We start from the raw sequence: 12,929 nt of genomic DNA on the forward strand, positions 1-12,929 counted from the left end.
TTACCCGTTACCCGACCGAACGACTCAACCGTCAGCGGGATCTGGTCAGCGCATTCCTGACCGGGTTGATCGAAATTTTCGGTTCTTGATGCGTATTTCGCTGGTCGCAATGACATCGATCCGGGACACCGGACTGCTCAGGCGTGCGAGGCGGGTATTGTGCTCGGCAATGATGTCATCGGCGGCCATGTTGTCGGTGTCGACTGTGGAATGGGCGTCGGCGGCGAGCACCACGTCATAGCCCAGTTTCAGGGCCTGGCGCACGGTGGCATTGACGCAATAGTCGGTTTGCAGGCCGCAGATGATCAGGCGCTCGACATCCCGCCGTTGCAGCATTTGCAGCAGAGGGGTTTGGTAAAAAGAATCCTGGCTGGTTTTTCGTACACGCAGGTCATGGGTTGATGTTTCCAGGCTTTCGGCCAACTGCCAGCCTTCGCTCCCCTGCTGTAGCAGGCTGTCCCTTTCCTCATGTTGAATCAGGATGACCGGGATGCCTGCTACGCGTGCCCTGGCGCTCAGGCCGTTGATGAGATCGATGACACGCTTGATCTCGAAGCATTCGTACTCGCCGACGCACAGCAAACGTTGGACGTCGATGATCAGCAGTGCAGTGGTCATGGTTCCTCCCTTGAAATGTCATGGGCTCAGGGGACGGAAAAACAGATCCGTCCCCTTTGAAAAAGCCCCTCAGTAACCGAGCGACAACCCGGTGTTACGCCGCGGATCGTTCGCCCCGTAGAAGCGGTTCTTGCCTACCGGCTTGCCCTCCAGCGAAGGCGCGCCGACCAGGATCGCCGCCAGGTGGTTGGCGTCCTGGGGACCGGCAAACTTGTGGCCCCAACTTTCGAGCATCTTCACGGTATCCGGGCTGGTGGTGAAGGTTTCCAGGTTGGTCTCTTCCGGCAGCCACTGCTGGTGGAAACGGGGAGCGTCGACCGCTTCCTGGATGTTCATGCCGTAGTCGATCACGTTAAGCATGGTCAGCAGGGTCGCGGTGATGATGCGGCTGCCGCCGGGAGTGCCGACGACCATCACCACTTTGCCGTCCTTGGTGACGATGGTCGGGCTCATGGACGACAGCGGTGCCTTGCCGGGCGCAATGGCGTTGGCCTCCCCTTGCACCAGGCCGTACATGTTCGGCACGCCGATCTTCGAGGTGAAGTCGTCCATTTCGTCGTTGAGGATGACCCCGGTCTTGCTGGCCATGACGCCGGCACCGAACCAGTCGTTGAGGGTGTAGGTGACCGACACCGCGTTGCCCCATTTGTCGACGATGGAGTAATGGGTGGTGTTGCTGCCTTCGTGGGGCGCTACCCCGGGTTTTAGCTCGCGGGATACGCCGGCCTTTTGCGGATTGATGGCGGCGCGGATTTTGGTCGCGTAGTTTTTATCCAGCAGGTGGGCGATCGGGTTTTTCACGAAGTCCGGGTCGCCGAGGTAACTATTGCGATCCACGTAGGCGTGACGCATCGCTTCGATCTGGTAGTGCATGCCCTGGGCCGAGTGGTAGCCCAGGTCTTTCATCGGGTAGCCTTCGAGAATGTTCATGATCTCGCAGATCACCACCCCGCCTGAGCTTGGCGGTGGCGCCGACACCACGTGGTAGCCGCGGTAATCGCATTCGATCGGCGCCAGCTCCCGGGTCTTGTACTTGTCGAGGTCGGCCTGGGCGATGATGCCCTTGTTGGCCTGGCTGGAGGTGACGATGGCGTCGGCGACCCAACCCTTATAGAAACCGTCGGCGCCCTTCTCGGAGATTTCCCGCAGGGTCTTGCCCAAGTCCTTCTGCACCAGTTTCTGCCCGACCTGCATCGGCTCGCCATTGCTGAGGAAGATCGAGCCGGAATCCTTCATGTCTTTCTTGAACACGTCGGTTGCGTATTCCAGCAATTCGACATCACCCTGTTCCAGCACAAACCCGTCTTCGGCGAGTTTGATCGCCGGGGCGATCACTTCCTTGCGCGGTTTGGTGCCGTACTTTTGCAAGGCCAGTTCCATGCCGGACACGGTGCCCGGCACGCCGACGGCCAGGTGGCCACGGGTACTCAGTTCAGGGACGACGTTGCCTTCCTTGTCGAGGTACATATCGGCGGTGGCCGCCAGCGGCGCCTTTTCGCGGAAATCGAGGAAGGTCTTGCGCCCGTCCGCCAGTTGAATGGTCATGAAACCACCGCCGCCCAGGTTGCCCGCCGCGGGATACACCACCGCCAGCGCATACCCCACCGCGACCGCGGCATCGACGGCGTTGCCACCGTTCTTGAGCACATCGACGCCCACATGGCTGGCCAGATGCTGCGCGGTGACCACCATGCCGTTTTCGGCCGCGACCGGGGCCACGGAGGCGGCGTGAGCCATCAGGCAGCTCAGCGCCAACGAGGACGCAATGAGCGATTTGGCAAAAGGTTCGAACTTCATGAGTCGGTCTCTTTTTGTTTTTTTGGCTCTGTAAAAAAAACAGAGGAAACGGTTCAAGAACAGTAGGCAAGTATGGCTGGGATTGCGTATTGCGCCTCCCCGTCGAGGCAGTATGCTTGGCTCCTTATTGGCACTTCTGTGGGGTCTGCCTGCATGACATACACCTGCACGACCATGGCGTCGCCGGTTGGCGAGCTGAAGCTGGTGGCGAACGGCGCGCGACTGGCGGCCATCCTCTGGGAAAACGACAGGCCGAACCGGGTGCTGCTGGGGCCGATGAGCGAAGATCCGGACAACCCGATCCTCGTGCGCACCGCACAACAGCTGAAGGAATACTTCGCCGGCACACGCCACCGTTTCGGGCTGGAGCTGGATTTTGTCGGGACCGAGTTTCAAAAGAAGGTCTGGGCGGCGCTGCTGACCATTCCGTTCGGCGAGACGCGCAGCTATAGCCAGATTGCCGAGCAGATCGGCAATCCAAGTGCGGTCCGGGCCGTGGGTGCGGCGAATGGCAAGAATCCGATATCGATTGTGGCGCCCTGTCATCGGGTGATTGGTGCGTCGGGGAAACTCACCGGGTTTGCCGGTGGGCTCGAGGCCAAGGAGTGGTTGTTGACGCTTGAGGGCGGGCAATGGGGCAGCACTGGCCGACTGGAAGGCTTCTGATTTCCTGTAGGAGCCGGCTTGTCGGATCGCCGCACCGCAGCGAAGGCATTTTCACGGGCGATACAAGGCTTGAGGCCGCCGATTATGTAGGAGCTGGCTTGCCAGCGAAGGCGATTTCATGGCCGATTCAAGACTTGAGACTGTTGATTATGTAGGAGCTGGCTTGCCAGCGAAGGCATTTTCACGGGTGATACAAGGCTTGAGGCCGCCTTCGCTGGCAAGCCAGCTCCTACAGGGGATCGTGTACACCCGTTCTCTTCCGTCAGAATGCGCCCCTGTCAGACGAAAACGCCTTCAAGACAGCTGGGCCTTGAACTCCTTCAGGTATTGCCCCGCCAAGGTTTCTTTCTGCTGGTCGTCGAGCAGCTTGCCGGCCTGTTGGAAGAACTTCTGCTCTTCTTCCTTCAGGTGGTGATGGACCTTATCCGCGAGCTTTTTCGCGGTCGCCAGCCAGGCCGGGCTGGACATCTCGGTCTCGTCGAGCGTCTCCATCATTTCATCCATCTCGTGATGTTCGGCGATCGCATGGCGGCTGAGGTCGACACCGTTGTCGAATTCCATCAGCGGGATGTAGAAATGCCGCTCTTCCGCGGTTTCGTGAGCCTGGAGTTCGGACTTGAGCTGCTTGTAGGCCTCGACGCGCTCCGGGGTGTCGCCGCTGGTCTCTATCAGCGCGTCGGCGTAGTTGCGTTGGCGGTCGTGGCTTTCACGCAAGGCTTCAAAAATATTCACGGGTTGTCCTCATGGGCTGCGCTCTGGATGACGCTGTCTAGGCTAGACATCTGCTTGCGAACGAGGGTTCCACCTTAGGACTGGAACAACGCCCTCGCGCCGCGATAGGCTTGGGAATGTTGTCCGCCCCAGCCATAAGGAAATAGCTCATGAAATTGCGAATCGAACAGTCGCAAAATCCCACGGATGAAGAGCGTCAGGCCATCCTGCTGCCGTTGCGCGCCTATAACGCGCAAAAAGCCGGGGTCTCGACGCCGGAGCCCATTGCCTTGCTGGTGCGCGATGAAAGCGGCGAGATTCTTGGAGGGCTTCACGGTCGAGTGTTTTACCGATGGTTGTACATCGACCTGCTGTCGGTGCCGGAACAGGCCCGGAGACAGGGCATCGGTTCGACGCTGATGCAGATGGCCGAAGACCTGGCGCGGGAGAAGGGCTGCATCGGGGTCTGGCTCGACACCTTCGACTTCCAGGCGCCGGCGTTCTACAGGAAGCTGGGTTACAGCGAGTTGGGGCAGATTGCTGACTATCCGCCGGGGCACACGCGCTTTTTCTTCCAGAAGCGCCTCGCGTAGACCTTGTAGGAGCCGGCTTGCCGGCGAAGGCGGTGTGTCAGGCGACGTTGATCTCGCCAGTGAGGGCCTCTTCGCTGGCAAGCCAGCTCCTACAGGGGATGTGTGGTGCCCGTCGGGTCAGAGGCAGGTCGCCAGCGCCGCCAACCGGCGCTTGGCGACAAAGTCATCCTTCTGCGCGTAGTAGTTCAACAGCGTTCCGGAGGCATCGGTGGTCACGTCGACAAAGGCTTCCGCCGAGCGCGTGTAAACGGTGGACCCGCCCTTCTTGCCCGGCTGCAGATACGCACTGGCATCGACCCCGAACACCGCCTCGTCCTGCCAGGAAAACTGCACGCACTGGGCGACGACTTTTTCCGGCTTGTTCGAGGTCATGGTCTTGTACGGGGTTCCCGTGCGGGCATCGTTCATCGTCGAGCCTGCACAGCCGGCCAGCAAGGTTACGGCCAGCGCCACCATCAGAATTCGCATTGCGTTCGCTCATCAGGAAAAAGCGGACTGTATCACCGCGGCACTGTGTTTCGTTCTGCTTTACTTCATTTATACCGCGACACCGGGTGCCGATTCGCGCACCCTGTCGCGCCATTAACGCTGCATCGCGCCTTTTTCTGGAACGACCCATGACACCCAATGCCGAATACTACAAACCGACCGCTGAATACGCCGACAAGCTGATCAGCCAGATCGGCCAGACGCCTTCCTGGATCGCCAAGCGAATTGGCGTCACGGACAAGCGGATTCGCTACATCCTCGACGGCGAACGCACCGTCAAAGGTGAAACCACGCCGATCCAGATGACCTACCCCGAGCAGTTTGCCCTCGAGTGCCTGGCCGCTGCGGCTAAAGCCAGCAAGAAGCAGTCTGCGTAATCCATTTTCAAGGAGCGACCATGGCGGCAAGCGAACAGCAACACGAGCAGGCGCTGAAGAGATTTCTCGATGAGCGCCCCGAACTGAGCGCCGAACTCGACAACCTCAACCCGCTGCTGGCCCAGGCCAAGGGTGAATCTGCGGCGCAGTACCGCGATGAACGCCTGCATGAAGCCTTCGAGGCGGAAGCCGAGCGTCTCGGGCTGTTTGCCTGGGAACTGACCCTGCAGTTGACCGCCGCAACGCCGGAGGACTATCAGGCCCAGCGCATGGAAGTCCACAAGGAAGTGGCCGAAATGGCCGGTATGGACTGGCTGGAGTATTGCGAGTTATATGGATTAAGCCAGTAACCCTCCCCGCTCAAGGATGTATCCAACGATGCTGCCTTCGTCCTCCAGTACCCACGCCAGTCCGGGCCATCTGCATATCCAGAAATGGCGCGGGCGCATCGGCCTGTCGCTGGTGGCCGCACTCTCGGTTCTGGCCGGGATGACCGATGCCATCGGCTTCATGGCCAGCGGCGACTTCGTTTCCTTCATGAGCGGCAACACCACCCGTCTCGCCGTGGCCATCAGCGACGGCGACATGGGTCTGACTTTGCGCCTGACGATCCTCGTGGCCACGTTCGTCATCGGCAACGCCCTGGGCATCGTCGTCAGCCGTCTCGGCGGCCGGCGGGCGCTGCCCTTGCTGCTGTGCATCGCCACCCTGCTGTGCGGTGCTGCTGCCTGGCCTTATGAAGAACAGCTGCCGGCGTTGCTGGCGGCGATCATCGCCATGGGCATGCTCAATGCCGCGGTGGAGGAAGTGAACGGCCTGCCGGTCGGCCTGACCTATGTCACCGGCGCCCTGTCGCGCTTCGGTCGCGGCCTGGGGCGCTGGATGCTCGGCGAACGGCGCAATGGCTGGCGGGTACAGTTGATCCCCTGGGCCGGGATGTTTGCCGGCGCGGTGCTGGGGGCGGTGCTGGAGCATCATCTTGGGCTCAGGGCGCTGTTTGTCAGCGGGTTGTTGGCGGGTGGGATCGGGGTGCTGTCGTTGAAGATTCCGCGGCGGTGGCAGTTGGGGTATATGCCGCGTTGAAGCCTTTGCTGGGATCGTTCCCACGCTCTGCGTGGGAATGCAGCCCGGGACGCTCTGCGTCCCTGCCGAAGCGGACGCAGAGCGTCCATCGAGGCATTCCCACGCGGGAGCGTGGGAACGATCAGTGAAATCCACCACAGAACCCTGTGGGAGCGGGCTTGCTCGCGAAGGGGGCAACTCGGTCTCAAAGCAAACGCACTTAGCCGCCCCACCGATAAAGCTTTATCATGACCGCAGTTCCGCTGATCGAGTCCGTCATGAAGTTCGCCATCGCGCTGTTTTCCGCCGCCCATGCGCCCTCCTCGCGCCGCGCCTTGCTGTTTGCCCAGGCCGCGCTGGCCGGCGGGCATGAGATTGTCCGGCTGTTTTTCTATCAGGACGGCGTTCATAACGCCTCCGGTAGCGTGGTCACCCCCCAGGATGAGCTGGATTTGCCCAGGCAATGGCGCACCTTCGTCACCGAACATCAACTGGACGGCGTCGTCTGTATCGCCGCCGCTCTGCGCCGTGGCGTGTTGAACGAAGAAGAAGCCGGGCGCTATCAGCGCGAAGCGGTTGCCGTGGCCGCGCCATGGGAATTGTCCGGGCTGGGCCAGTTGCACGACGCGGTGCAGGACGCTGACCGCCTGATCTGTTTCGGAGGCGCATGAAATGCCCAGATCCTTGCTGATTATCAGCCGTCAGTCTCCCTGGTCCGGGCCGGGCGCACGGGAAGCGCTGGACATCGTACTGGCCGGCGGCGCTTTCGATTTGCCGATCGGCCTGCTGTTTCTCGATGATGGCGTATTTCAGCTCGCCGCAAACCAGGACGCCAGGGCTTTGCAGCAAAAAGACCTGAGCGCCAACCTGCAGGCGCTGCCGATGTTCGGCGTCGAAGACCTGTTCGTCTGCGGCGACAGCGCGGCCGAACGCGGCCTGGATCCCAAGGCGTTATCGCTCGAAGAGGCCCAGGTGCTGACCGTCGGCGAAATCACCGCCCTCATTGACCGTTACCACCAGGTGATCACCCTCTGATGTCGACTTTGCATGTGTTGTCCCATTCCCCTTTCGGCGACGATCGCCTGACCAGCTGCCTGCGCGTGATCGGCGCCGAGGATGCGCTGCTGCTGTCTGGCGACGCGGCCTATGCCTTGCAACCAGGTACCGCCCCGTTCAATACCCTGGGCACCCGCGGCCTGAAGTTGTTTGTGTTGGCTGAAGACGCCCAGGCCCGCGACCTGCAAACGCCGGACTGGGCGAAGGCCATCGACTACCCGGCCTTCGTCGAGCTGTCGATCCGCTACGACAAGGTCAACAGTTGGCTATGAAAGTCCTGACCGTGGGCGCCCGCGCCATCGAGCTGGACAAGGACGGTTTTCTGCTCGAACTGAGCGACTGGTCCTCTGAGGTCGCCAGCGCCCTCGCCGCCGCCGAAGACATCGAGTTGAGCCCCGAACACTGGGAGATCCTCGAATTGCTGCGCAGTTTCTACAGCGAATTCCAGCTGTCCCCCGCCACGCGCCCGCTGATCAAGTACACCGCATTGAAACTCGGGCCGGACAAAGGCAACAGCCTGCACCTGAACCGACTGTTCAAAGGCACCCCTGCCAAACTCGCCGCGAAACTGGCGGGCCTGCCCAAACCGACGAATTGCTTATGACCGACTACCCAGCGCTGACCCTCGAAACGCCCGCCGAACACCCCTTCGCCCAGTTCGTGCGCATCCTCGGCAAAGGCAAACGCGGCGCCCGCGACCTGACTCGGGTCGAAGCGCGTGAAGCCATGGGCATGGTGCTCGACGACAAGGTCGAGGATACCCAGCTCGGCGCGTTCCTGATGCTGCTGCGGCACAAGGAAGAAAGCGCCGAAGAGATGGCGGGGTTCACCGAAGCCTTGCGTGAACGCTTGCAGGCACCGGCGTTGAATGTCGATCTGGACTGGCCGACCTATGCCGGCAAGAAGCGTCATCTGCCGTGGTACCTGCTGGCGGCCAAGTGCCTGGCGCAGAACGGCGTGCGGATCTTCATGCACGGTGGCGGCGCGCACACGGCGGGTCGGCTGTACAGCGAGCAACTGCTCGATGAGTTGAATATTCCTTTGTGCCGCAACTGGCAGCAGGTCGGCGCGGCGCTGGATCAGGGCGGCCTGGCGTTCATGCCGCTGATGGATTGGGCGCCGCAATTGCAGCGGATGATCGACCTGCGCAACACCCTGGGCCTGCGTTCGCCTATCCATTCCCTGGCACGGATCCTCAATCCATTGGGCGCTCGCTGTGGCCTGCAGAGCATTTTTCACCCTGGCTACCAGGCCGTGCATCGGGACGCCAGCGGCTTGCTCGGCGATACCGCAATCGTGGTCAAAGGCGACGGCGGCGAGATCGAGATCAACCCGGACGCCGACAGCCACTTGTACGGCACCACCGGTGGCGAAAGCTGGGACGAGGAATGGCCGCAACGGTCAGCCCAGCGTCACGTCAAACCGGCCAGCCTCGATCCCCAGCATTTGAAAGCCGTCTGGCGCGGCGACGTGGTCGACAGTTATCCGCAGATGGCGCTGATTTCGACCATGGCCCTGGCTCTGCGCGGCCTCGGCCAGAGCCGCGAACAAGCCTTCGACACCGCCCAGCAGTATTGGGACGCGCGGGACAGATCGATTTAACCGATCATAACTGCCCAACCTTTGCGCTATTTGTTCGAACCTATGCGAATAGACTCCTCTCCAACGCTTATTGGTCGAGGAGTCTGAAAATGGGTTTATTAGTCGAAGGCCGCTGGCACGACCAGTGGTACGAAAGCAGCAAGGACGGCGCGTTCCAGCGCGAACAGGCGCAGCGTCGCAACTGGGTGACCGCCGACGGCACGCCAGGCCCGAGCGGTGTCGGTGGCTTTGCGGCCGAGGCCGGGCGCTATCATCTCTATGTGTCCCTCGCCTGTCCATGGGCCCATCGCACGCTGATCCTGCGCAAACTGAAAGGTCTGGAAAGCCTGATCGATGTGTCCGTGGTCAGTTGGCTGATGCTGGAAAACGGCTGGACCTTCGATCAGCACCTGGGCTCGACGGGCGACAAGCTCGATCACTTCCAGTTCATGCACCAGCGCTACACCGCCGATACCGCCGACTACACCGGCCGCGTCACCGTGCCGGTGCTCTGGGACAAACAACAGAAGCGCATCGTCAACAATGAGTCGGCGGAGATCATCCGCATGTTCAACAGCGCTTTTGATGACTTGACCGGCAATGATCTGGATCTTTATCCGGCGCCGTTGCGCAGCGAGATCGATGCATTGAACGAGCGGATTTATCCGGCAGTGAACAATGGTGTCTATCGCGCCGGATTCGCCACCTCGCAGAAGGCTTATGAAGAGGCGTTCGACGAGTTGTTTGCCGAGCTGGATCGGTTGGAGCAGTTACTGGGCGCCAATCGTTATCTGACCGGCGAGTACCTGACTGAAGCCGACATTCGACTGTTTACCACGATGATTCGCTTCGACGCGGTGTATTACGGGCACTTCAAGTGCAACCTGCGGCGGATTGCCGATTATCCGAATCTGTCGAACTGGCTGCGGGAGATGTATCAGTGGCCGGGGATTGCTGAAACGGTGAGTTTCGAGCATATCAAGAACCACTACTACGGCAGTCACAAGACCATCAATCCGACGGGGATAGTGCCGAAGGGGCCGGTGCAGGATTTCACGGCGGCGCATGATCGGGGGCGGTTGAGCGGGAAAGGGGTTTGGCGCAGGGCCTGACAAATGATCGTTCCCACGCTCCGCGTGGGAACGGACCCCGTGACGCTCTGCGTCACATCCGAAGCGGAACGCGGAGCGTCCGTGGCGGCATTCCCACGCAGAGCGTGGGAACGATCAATTTGTGGACGACGCAAATCCAATGTGGGAGCGGGCTTGCTCGCGAAGGAAGCGACTCGGTTTCTAAACCTGCGCCTGAGCTCCCTCAAACCACGCCAGTTTCTCGCGCAATTGCACCACCTCCCCAACAATCACCAATGTCGGTGCATGCACTTCATGCTCCGCCACCAGCTGCGGAAGGTCGGCCAAGGTGCCGGTAAACACCCGCTGATTGACCGTGGTGCCCTGCTGGATCAACGCCGCCGGGGTATCCGCCGCGCGACCGTGCTTGATCAACTGCTCACAGATGATCGGCAATCCCACCAACCCCATGTAAAACACCAGGGTTTGCGCCGGCGCGACCAGGTCGGCCCACGGCAGATCGGTGGAGCCGTCCTTGAGGTGCCCGGTGACAAACCGCACCGACTGCGCGTAATCGCGATGCGTCAGCGGAATCCCGGCATAGGCCGCGCAACCACTGGCGGCCGTGATCCCCGGCACAACCTGGAACGGGATGCCATGGGCCGCCAGTTCTTCGATCTCTTCGCCGCCACGGCCGAAGATAAACGGATCGCCGCCCTTCAGGCGCACCACGCGCTTACCGGCCTTGGCCAGATCCACCAGACGCTGGTTGATCTGATCCTGGGGCACGGCGTGCTCGGCGCGGCGTTTGCCGACGTAGACCCGCTCGGCATCGCGACGGCACAAATCGAGAATCGCCGGCGCCACCAGGCGGTCATACAGCACCACATCGGCTTGCTGCATCAGCCGCAAGGCGCGGAAGGTCAGCAGGTCGGGATCACCCGGGCCGGCCCCGACCAGATAGACTTCGCCCGTTGCATCCGGTGCTTCACCGGCAATTTTCGCCAGCATCAGGCGCTCGGCTTCGGCACCCTGCCCGGCCAGTTGCCGGTCGGCAATCGGGCCCTGGAACACATCTTCCCAGAATGCCCGACGCTGCTGCACATCCGGGAACAGGCGTTTGACCTGGCCGCGGAAACGCGCCGCCAGACCGGCCAGTTGCCCGTAGGTGGACGGAATCCAGGTTTCCAGTTTGGCGCGGATCAACCGTGCCAGCACCGGCGCATCGCCGCCGCTGGAGACCGCGATGATCAGCGGCGAACGGTCGACGATCGCCGGGAAGATCACGCTGCACAGGGCTGGCGCATCCACCACGTTGACCGGCACGCAACGCCGATGGGCATCTGCGGAGACTTGTGCATTGAGCGGTTCGTCGTCGGTGGCGGCGATGATCAGCCCGCAACCGTCCAGATCGGCCTCGACGTAACCGCGCACCAGGCACTCGCCACCGCTGCCGGTCACCAGTTCCCGCAGTTGCGGTTCGATTTCCGGTGCGACCACCCGCAGCAGTGCACCGGCTTCGGCCAGCAGGCGGGATTTGCGCAAGGCTATTTCCCCGCCGCCGACGACCAATACACGACTGCCGCGAAGGTTATGGAACAGCGGCAGATAGTCCATTTAGCCGATGACCTCGATGCCACCCATGTACGGTTTCAGCACGTCTGGCACACGGATCGAACCGTCGGCCTGCTGGTAGTTTTCCAGCACCGCCACCAGGGTACGCCCGACCGCCAGGCCGGAACCGTTGAGGGTGTGAACCAGCTCCGGCTTGCCGGTTTCCGGGTTGCGGAAACGCGCTTGCATCCGACGGGCCTGGAAGTCGCCGCAGTTGGAGCACGAGGAAATTTCGCGGTACTTGTCCTGGCTCGGGATCCACACTTCCAGGTCGTAGGTCTTGACCGCGCTGAAGCCCATGTCGCCGGTGCACAGCGCCAGGGTGCGGTATGGCAGTTCCAGCAGTTGCAGGACTTTCTCGGCGTTGGCGGTCAGGCCTTCCAGCGCTTCCATCGAGGTCGACGGCTCGACGATCTGCACCATCTCGACCTTGTCGAACTGGTGCTGGCGGATCATGCCGCGGGTGTCACGCCCCGAGGCACCGGCTTCGCTGCGGAAGCACGGCGTGTGCGCGACGAACTTGATCGGCAGCAGTTTCGAATCGACGATTTCGCCAGCGACGATGTTGGTCAGCGACACTTCGGCAGTCGGGATCAGGTACAGGTCGGCTTCGCCTTCGCGAGCGATCTTGAACAGGTCTTCTTCGAACTTCGGCAGCTGACCGGTGCCTTGCAGCGCCGGCGCCTGGACCAGGTAAGGGGTGTAGGCCTCTTCGTAGCCGTGTTCGCTGGTGTGCAGGTTGATCATGAACTGCGCCAGGGCGCGGTGCAGTCGGGCGATCGGGCCACGCAGCAGGGCGAAACGCGCGCCGGACAGCTTGGCGGCGGTTTCGAAATCCAGCCAGCCGAATTTCTCGCCCAGGGCTACGTGGTCCTGAACCGGGAAATCGAACGCCTTCGGCGTGCCCCAGCGGCGCACTTCCACGTTGCCTTCTTCGTCGTCGCCGATCGGCACCGATTCGTGCGGCAGGTTGGGGATGCCCAGCAGGATCGAGTCCAGATCGGTCTGGATCGCGTCCAGCTCGACTTTACCGGCGCTCAATTCGTTCGCCATGCGCTCGACATCCGCCATCAGCGGCGCGATGTCTTCACCGCGTTGCTTGGCCTGGCCGATGGATTTGGAACGCGCATTACGCTCAGCCTGCAGTGCTTCGGTGCGGGTCTGGACGGTCTTGCGCTGTTCTTCCAGCGCTTCGATGCGCGCAACATCCAGCTTGTAGCCACGGGATGCCAGGCGGTCCGCTACGTCCTGAAGGTTGCTACGTAACAGTTTGGAATCGAGCATGTCGGTTTCTC

17 protein-coding genes are annotated in these 12,929 nt (G+C 61.7%); 11 read left to right on the top strand and 6 right to left on the bottom strand.

Annotation, left to right across the window (positions count from 1 at the left end; all coding sequences use genetic code 11):
- Positions 1–45 precede the first annotated feature (45 nt).
- Together F8N96_RS32965 and ggt are read right to left on the bottom strand one after the other, a co-directional pair.
- A complete protein-coding gene (locus F8N96_RS32965) occupies positions 46–618 on the bottom strand; it encodes a cysteine hydrolase family protein (protein WP_150801338.1) in 573 nt (190 codons plus the stop codon).
- Positions 619–687: 69 nt separating this feature from the next.
- A complete protein-coding gene (gene ggt, locus F8N96_RS32970) occupies positions 688–2,415 on the bottom strand; it encodes a gamma-glutamyltransferase (RefSeq protein ID WP_150801339.1) in 1,728 nt (575 codons plus the stop codon).
- 153 nt (positions 2,416–2,568) lie between these two features.
- Between ggt and F8N96_RS32975 the strand changes: the two genes are divergently transcribed.
- Positions 2,569–3,081 (top strand): methylated-DNA--[protein]-cysteine S-methyltransferase, encoded by a 513-nt coding sequence (locus F8N96_RS32975; RefSeq protein WP_150801340.1) that lies wholly within the window; start codon positions 2,569–2,571, stop codon positions 3,079–3,081.
- Between the two features lie 294 nt (positions 3,082–3,375).
- Here the strand turns inward: F8N96_RS32975 and F8N96_RS32980 are convergent, their stop codons facing one another.
- Complete coding sequence (locus F8N96_RS32980; RefSeq protein ID WP_150801341.1) at positions 3,376–3,813, bottom strand: hemerythrin domain-containing protein; 438 nt, start codon at positions 3,811–3,813, stop codon at positions 3,376–3,378.
- Positions 3,814–3,962: 149 nt separating this feature from the next.
- Here F8N96_RS32980 and F8N96_RS32985 point away from each other — a divergent pair, with 149 nt between their 5' ends.
- A complete protein-coding gene (locus F8N96_RS32985) occupies positions 3,963–4,385 on the top strand; it encodes a GNAT family N-acetyltransferase (protein WP_150801342.1) in 423 nt (140 codons plus the stop codon).
- 117 nt (positions 4,386–4,502) lie between these two features.
- Here the strand turns inward: F8N96_RS32985 and F8N96_RS32990 are convergent, their stop codons facing one another.
- Positions 4,503–4,853 (bottom strand): hypothetical protein, encoded by a 351-nt coding sequence (locus tag F8N96_RS32990; RefSeq protein ID WP_150801343.1) that lies wholly within the window; start codon positions 4,851–4,853, stop codon positions 4,503–4,505.
- A 149-nt stretch (positions 4,854–5,002) separates the two neighbouring features.
- On the opposite strand from F8N96_RS32990, the gene F8N96_RS33000 reads away from it, so the two are divergent.
- The 9 genes from F8N96_RS33000 to F8N96_RS33045 all read left to right on the top strand — a co-directional run bounded on the left by F8N96_RS33000 (position 5,003) and on the right by F8N96_RS33045 (position 10,062).
- Positions 5,003–5,251, top strand: a complete 249-nt coding sequence (locus tag F8N96_RS33000; protein WP_064678716.1) for a hypothetical protein — start codon at positions 5,003–5,005, stop codon at positions 5,249–5,251.
- Positions 5,252–5,271: 20 nt separating this feature from the next.
- Positions 5,272–5,601 carry a DUF6388 family protein gene (locus tag F8N96_RS33005; protein ID WP_150801345.1) on the top strand — a complete coding sequence of 110 codons (330 nt, stop codon included), beginning with the start codon at positions 5,272–5,274 and terminating at the stop codon, positions 5,599–5,601.
- A 28-nt stretch (positions 5,602–5,629) separates the two neighbouring features.
- A complete protein-coding gene (locus tag F8N96_RS33010; protein WP_150766784.1) occupies positions 5,630–6,334 on the top strand; it encodes a YoaK family protein in 705 nt (234 codons plus the stop codon).
- A 257-nt stretch (positions 6,335–6,591) separates the two neighbouring features.
- Positions 6,592–6,984 carry a sulfurtransferase complex subunit TusD gene (tusD, locus tag F8N96_RS33020; protein ID WP_150801347.1) on the top strand — a complete coding sequence of 131 codons (393 nt, stop codon included), beginning with the start codon at positions 6,592–6,594 and terminating at the stop codon, positions 6,982–6,984.
- Position 6,985: 1 nt separating this feature from the next.
- Positions 6,986–7,348 (top strand): sulfurtransferase complex subunit TusC, encoded by a 363-nt coding sequence (gene tusC, locus F8N96_RS33025; protein ID WP_150801348.1) that lies wholly within the window; start codon positions 6,986–6,988, stop codon positions 7,346–7,348.
- Positions 7,348–7,641 (top strand): sulfurtransferase complex subunit TusB, encoded by a 294-nt coding sequence (tusB, locus tag F8N96_RS33030; protein WP_064678720.1) that lies wholly within the window; start codon positions 7,348–7,350, stop codon positions 7,639–7,641. Before tusC ends, tusB begins: the two co-directional genes overlap by 1 nt.
- Entirely contained in the window at positions 7,638–7,973 is a 336-nt protein-coding gene (locus F8N96_RS33035) for a TusE/DsrC/DsvC family sulfur relay protein (protein ID WP_150801349.1), read from the top strand. The genes tusB and F8N96_RS33035 overlap by 4 nt, the downstream gene beginning before the upstream one ends.
- Complete coding sequence (locus tag F8N96_RS33040) at positions 7,970–8,971, top strand: glycosyl transferase family protein (protein WP_150801350.1); 1,002 nt, start codon at positions 7,970–7,972, stop codon at positions 8,969–8,971. Before F8N96_RS33035 ends, F8N96_RS33040 begins: the two co-directional genes overlap by 4 nt.
- 89 nt (positions 8,972–9,060) lie before the next feature.
- On the top strand, positions 9,061–10,062 hold the full coding sequence (locus tag F8N96_RS33045) for a glutathione S-transferase family protein (protein WP_150801351.1): 1,002 nt from the start codon (positions 9,061–9,063) through the stop codon (positions 10,060–10,062).
- Positions 10,063–10,242: 180 nt separating this feature from the next.
- Here F8N96_RS33045 and cysG read toward each other — a convergent pair whose 3' ends face one another.
- Complete coding sequence (gene cysG / locus F8N96_RS33050; RefSeq protein WP_150801352.1) at positions 10,243–11,637, bottom strand: siroheme synthase CysG; 1,395 nt, start codon at positions 11,635–11,637, stop codon at positions 10,243–10,245.
- Entirely contained in the window at positions 11,638–12,918 is a 1,281-nt protein-coding gene (serS, locus tag F8N96_RS33055) for a serine--tRNA ligase (RefSeq protein ID WP_150801353.1), read from the bottom strand. It lies immediately after the preceding gene.
- Positions 12,919–12,929 lie beyond the last annotated feature (11 nt).

It is taken from the genome of Pseudomonas fluorescens (genome assembly GCF_902497855.1).
In the GTDB taxonomy this organism is placed as follows: domain Bacteria; phylum Pseudomonadota; class Gammaproteobacteria; order Pseudomonadales; family Pseudomonadaceae; genus Aquipseudomonas; species Aquipseudomonas fluorescens_BI.

Bases quoted from the DNA above. Each gene is read 5' to 3' on its own strand.
- F8N96_RS33040 (WP_150801350.1), top strand. From the start codon at position 7,970: ATGACCGACTACCCAGCGCTGACCCTCGAAACGCCCGCCGAACACCCC.
- F8N96_RS32985 (WP_150801342.1), top strand. From the start codon at position 3,963: ATGAAATTGCGAATCGAACAGTCGCAAAATCCCACGGATGAAGAGCGT.
- F8N96_RS33035 (WP_150801349.1), top strand. From the start codon at position 7,638: ATGAAAGTCCTGACCGTGGGCGCCCGCGCCATCGAGCTGGACAAGGAC.
- tusB (WP_064678720.1), top strand. From the start codon at position 7,348: ATGTCGACTTTGCATGTGTTGTCCCATTCCCCTTTCGGCGACGATCGC.
- F8N96_RS33005 (WP_150801345.1), top strand. From the start codon at position 5,272: ATGGCGGCAAGCGAACAGCAACACGAGCAGGCGCTGAAGAGATTTCTC.
- F8N96_RS33010 (WP_150766784.1), top strand. From the start codon at position 5,630: ATGCTGCCTTCGTCCTCCAGTACCCACGCCAGTCCGGGCCATCTGCAT.
- tusD (WP_150801347.1), top strand. From the start codon at position 6,592: ATGAAGTTCGCCATCGCGCTGTTTTCCGCCGCCCATGCGCCCTCCTCG.
- F8N96_RS33045 (WP_150801351.1), top strand. From the start codon at position 9,061: ATGGGTTTATTAGTCGAAGGCCGCTGGCACGACCAGTGGTACGAAAGC.
- F8N96_RS32965 (WP_150801338.1), bottom strand. From the start codon at position 618: ATGACCACTGCACTGCTGATCATCGACGTCCAACGTTTGCTGTGCGTC.
- F8N96_RS32990 (WP_150801343.1), bottom strand. From the start codon at position 4,853: ATGCGAATTCTGATGGTGGCGCTGGCCGTAACCTTGCTGGCCGGCTGT.
- ggt (WP_150801339.1), bottom strand. From the start codon at position 2,415: ATGAAGTTCGAACCTTTTGCCAAATCGCTCATTGCGTCCTCGTTGGCG.
- cysG (WP_150801352.1), bottom strand. From the start codon at position 11,637: ATGGACTATCTGCCGCTGTTCCATAACCTTCGCGGCAGTCGTGTATTG.
- serS (WP_150801353.1), bottom strand. From the start codon at position 12,918: ATGCTCGATTCCAAACTGTTACGTAGCAACCTTCAGGACGTAGCGGAC.
- tusC (WP_150801348.1), top strand. From the start codon at position 6,986: ATGCCCAGATCCTTGCTGATTATCAGCCGTCAGTCTCCCTGGTCCGGG.
- F8N96_RS32975 (WP_150801340.1), top strand. From the start codon at position 2,569: ATGACATACACCTGCACGACCATGGCGTCGCCGGTTGGCGAGCTGAAG.
- F8N96_RS33000 (WP_064678716.1), top strand. From the start codon at position 5,003: ATGACACCCAATGCCGAATACTACAAACCGACCGCTGAATACGCCGAC.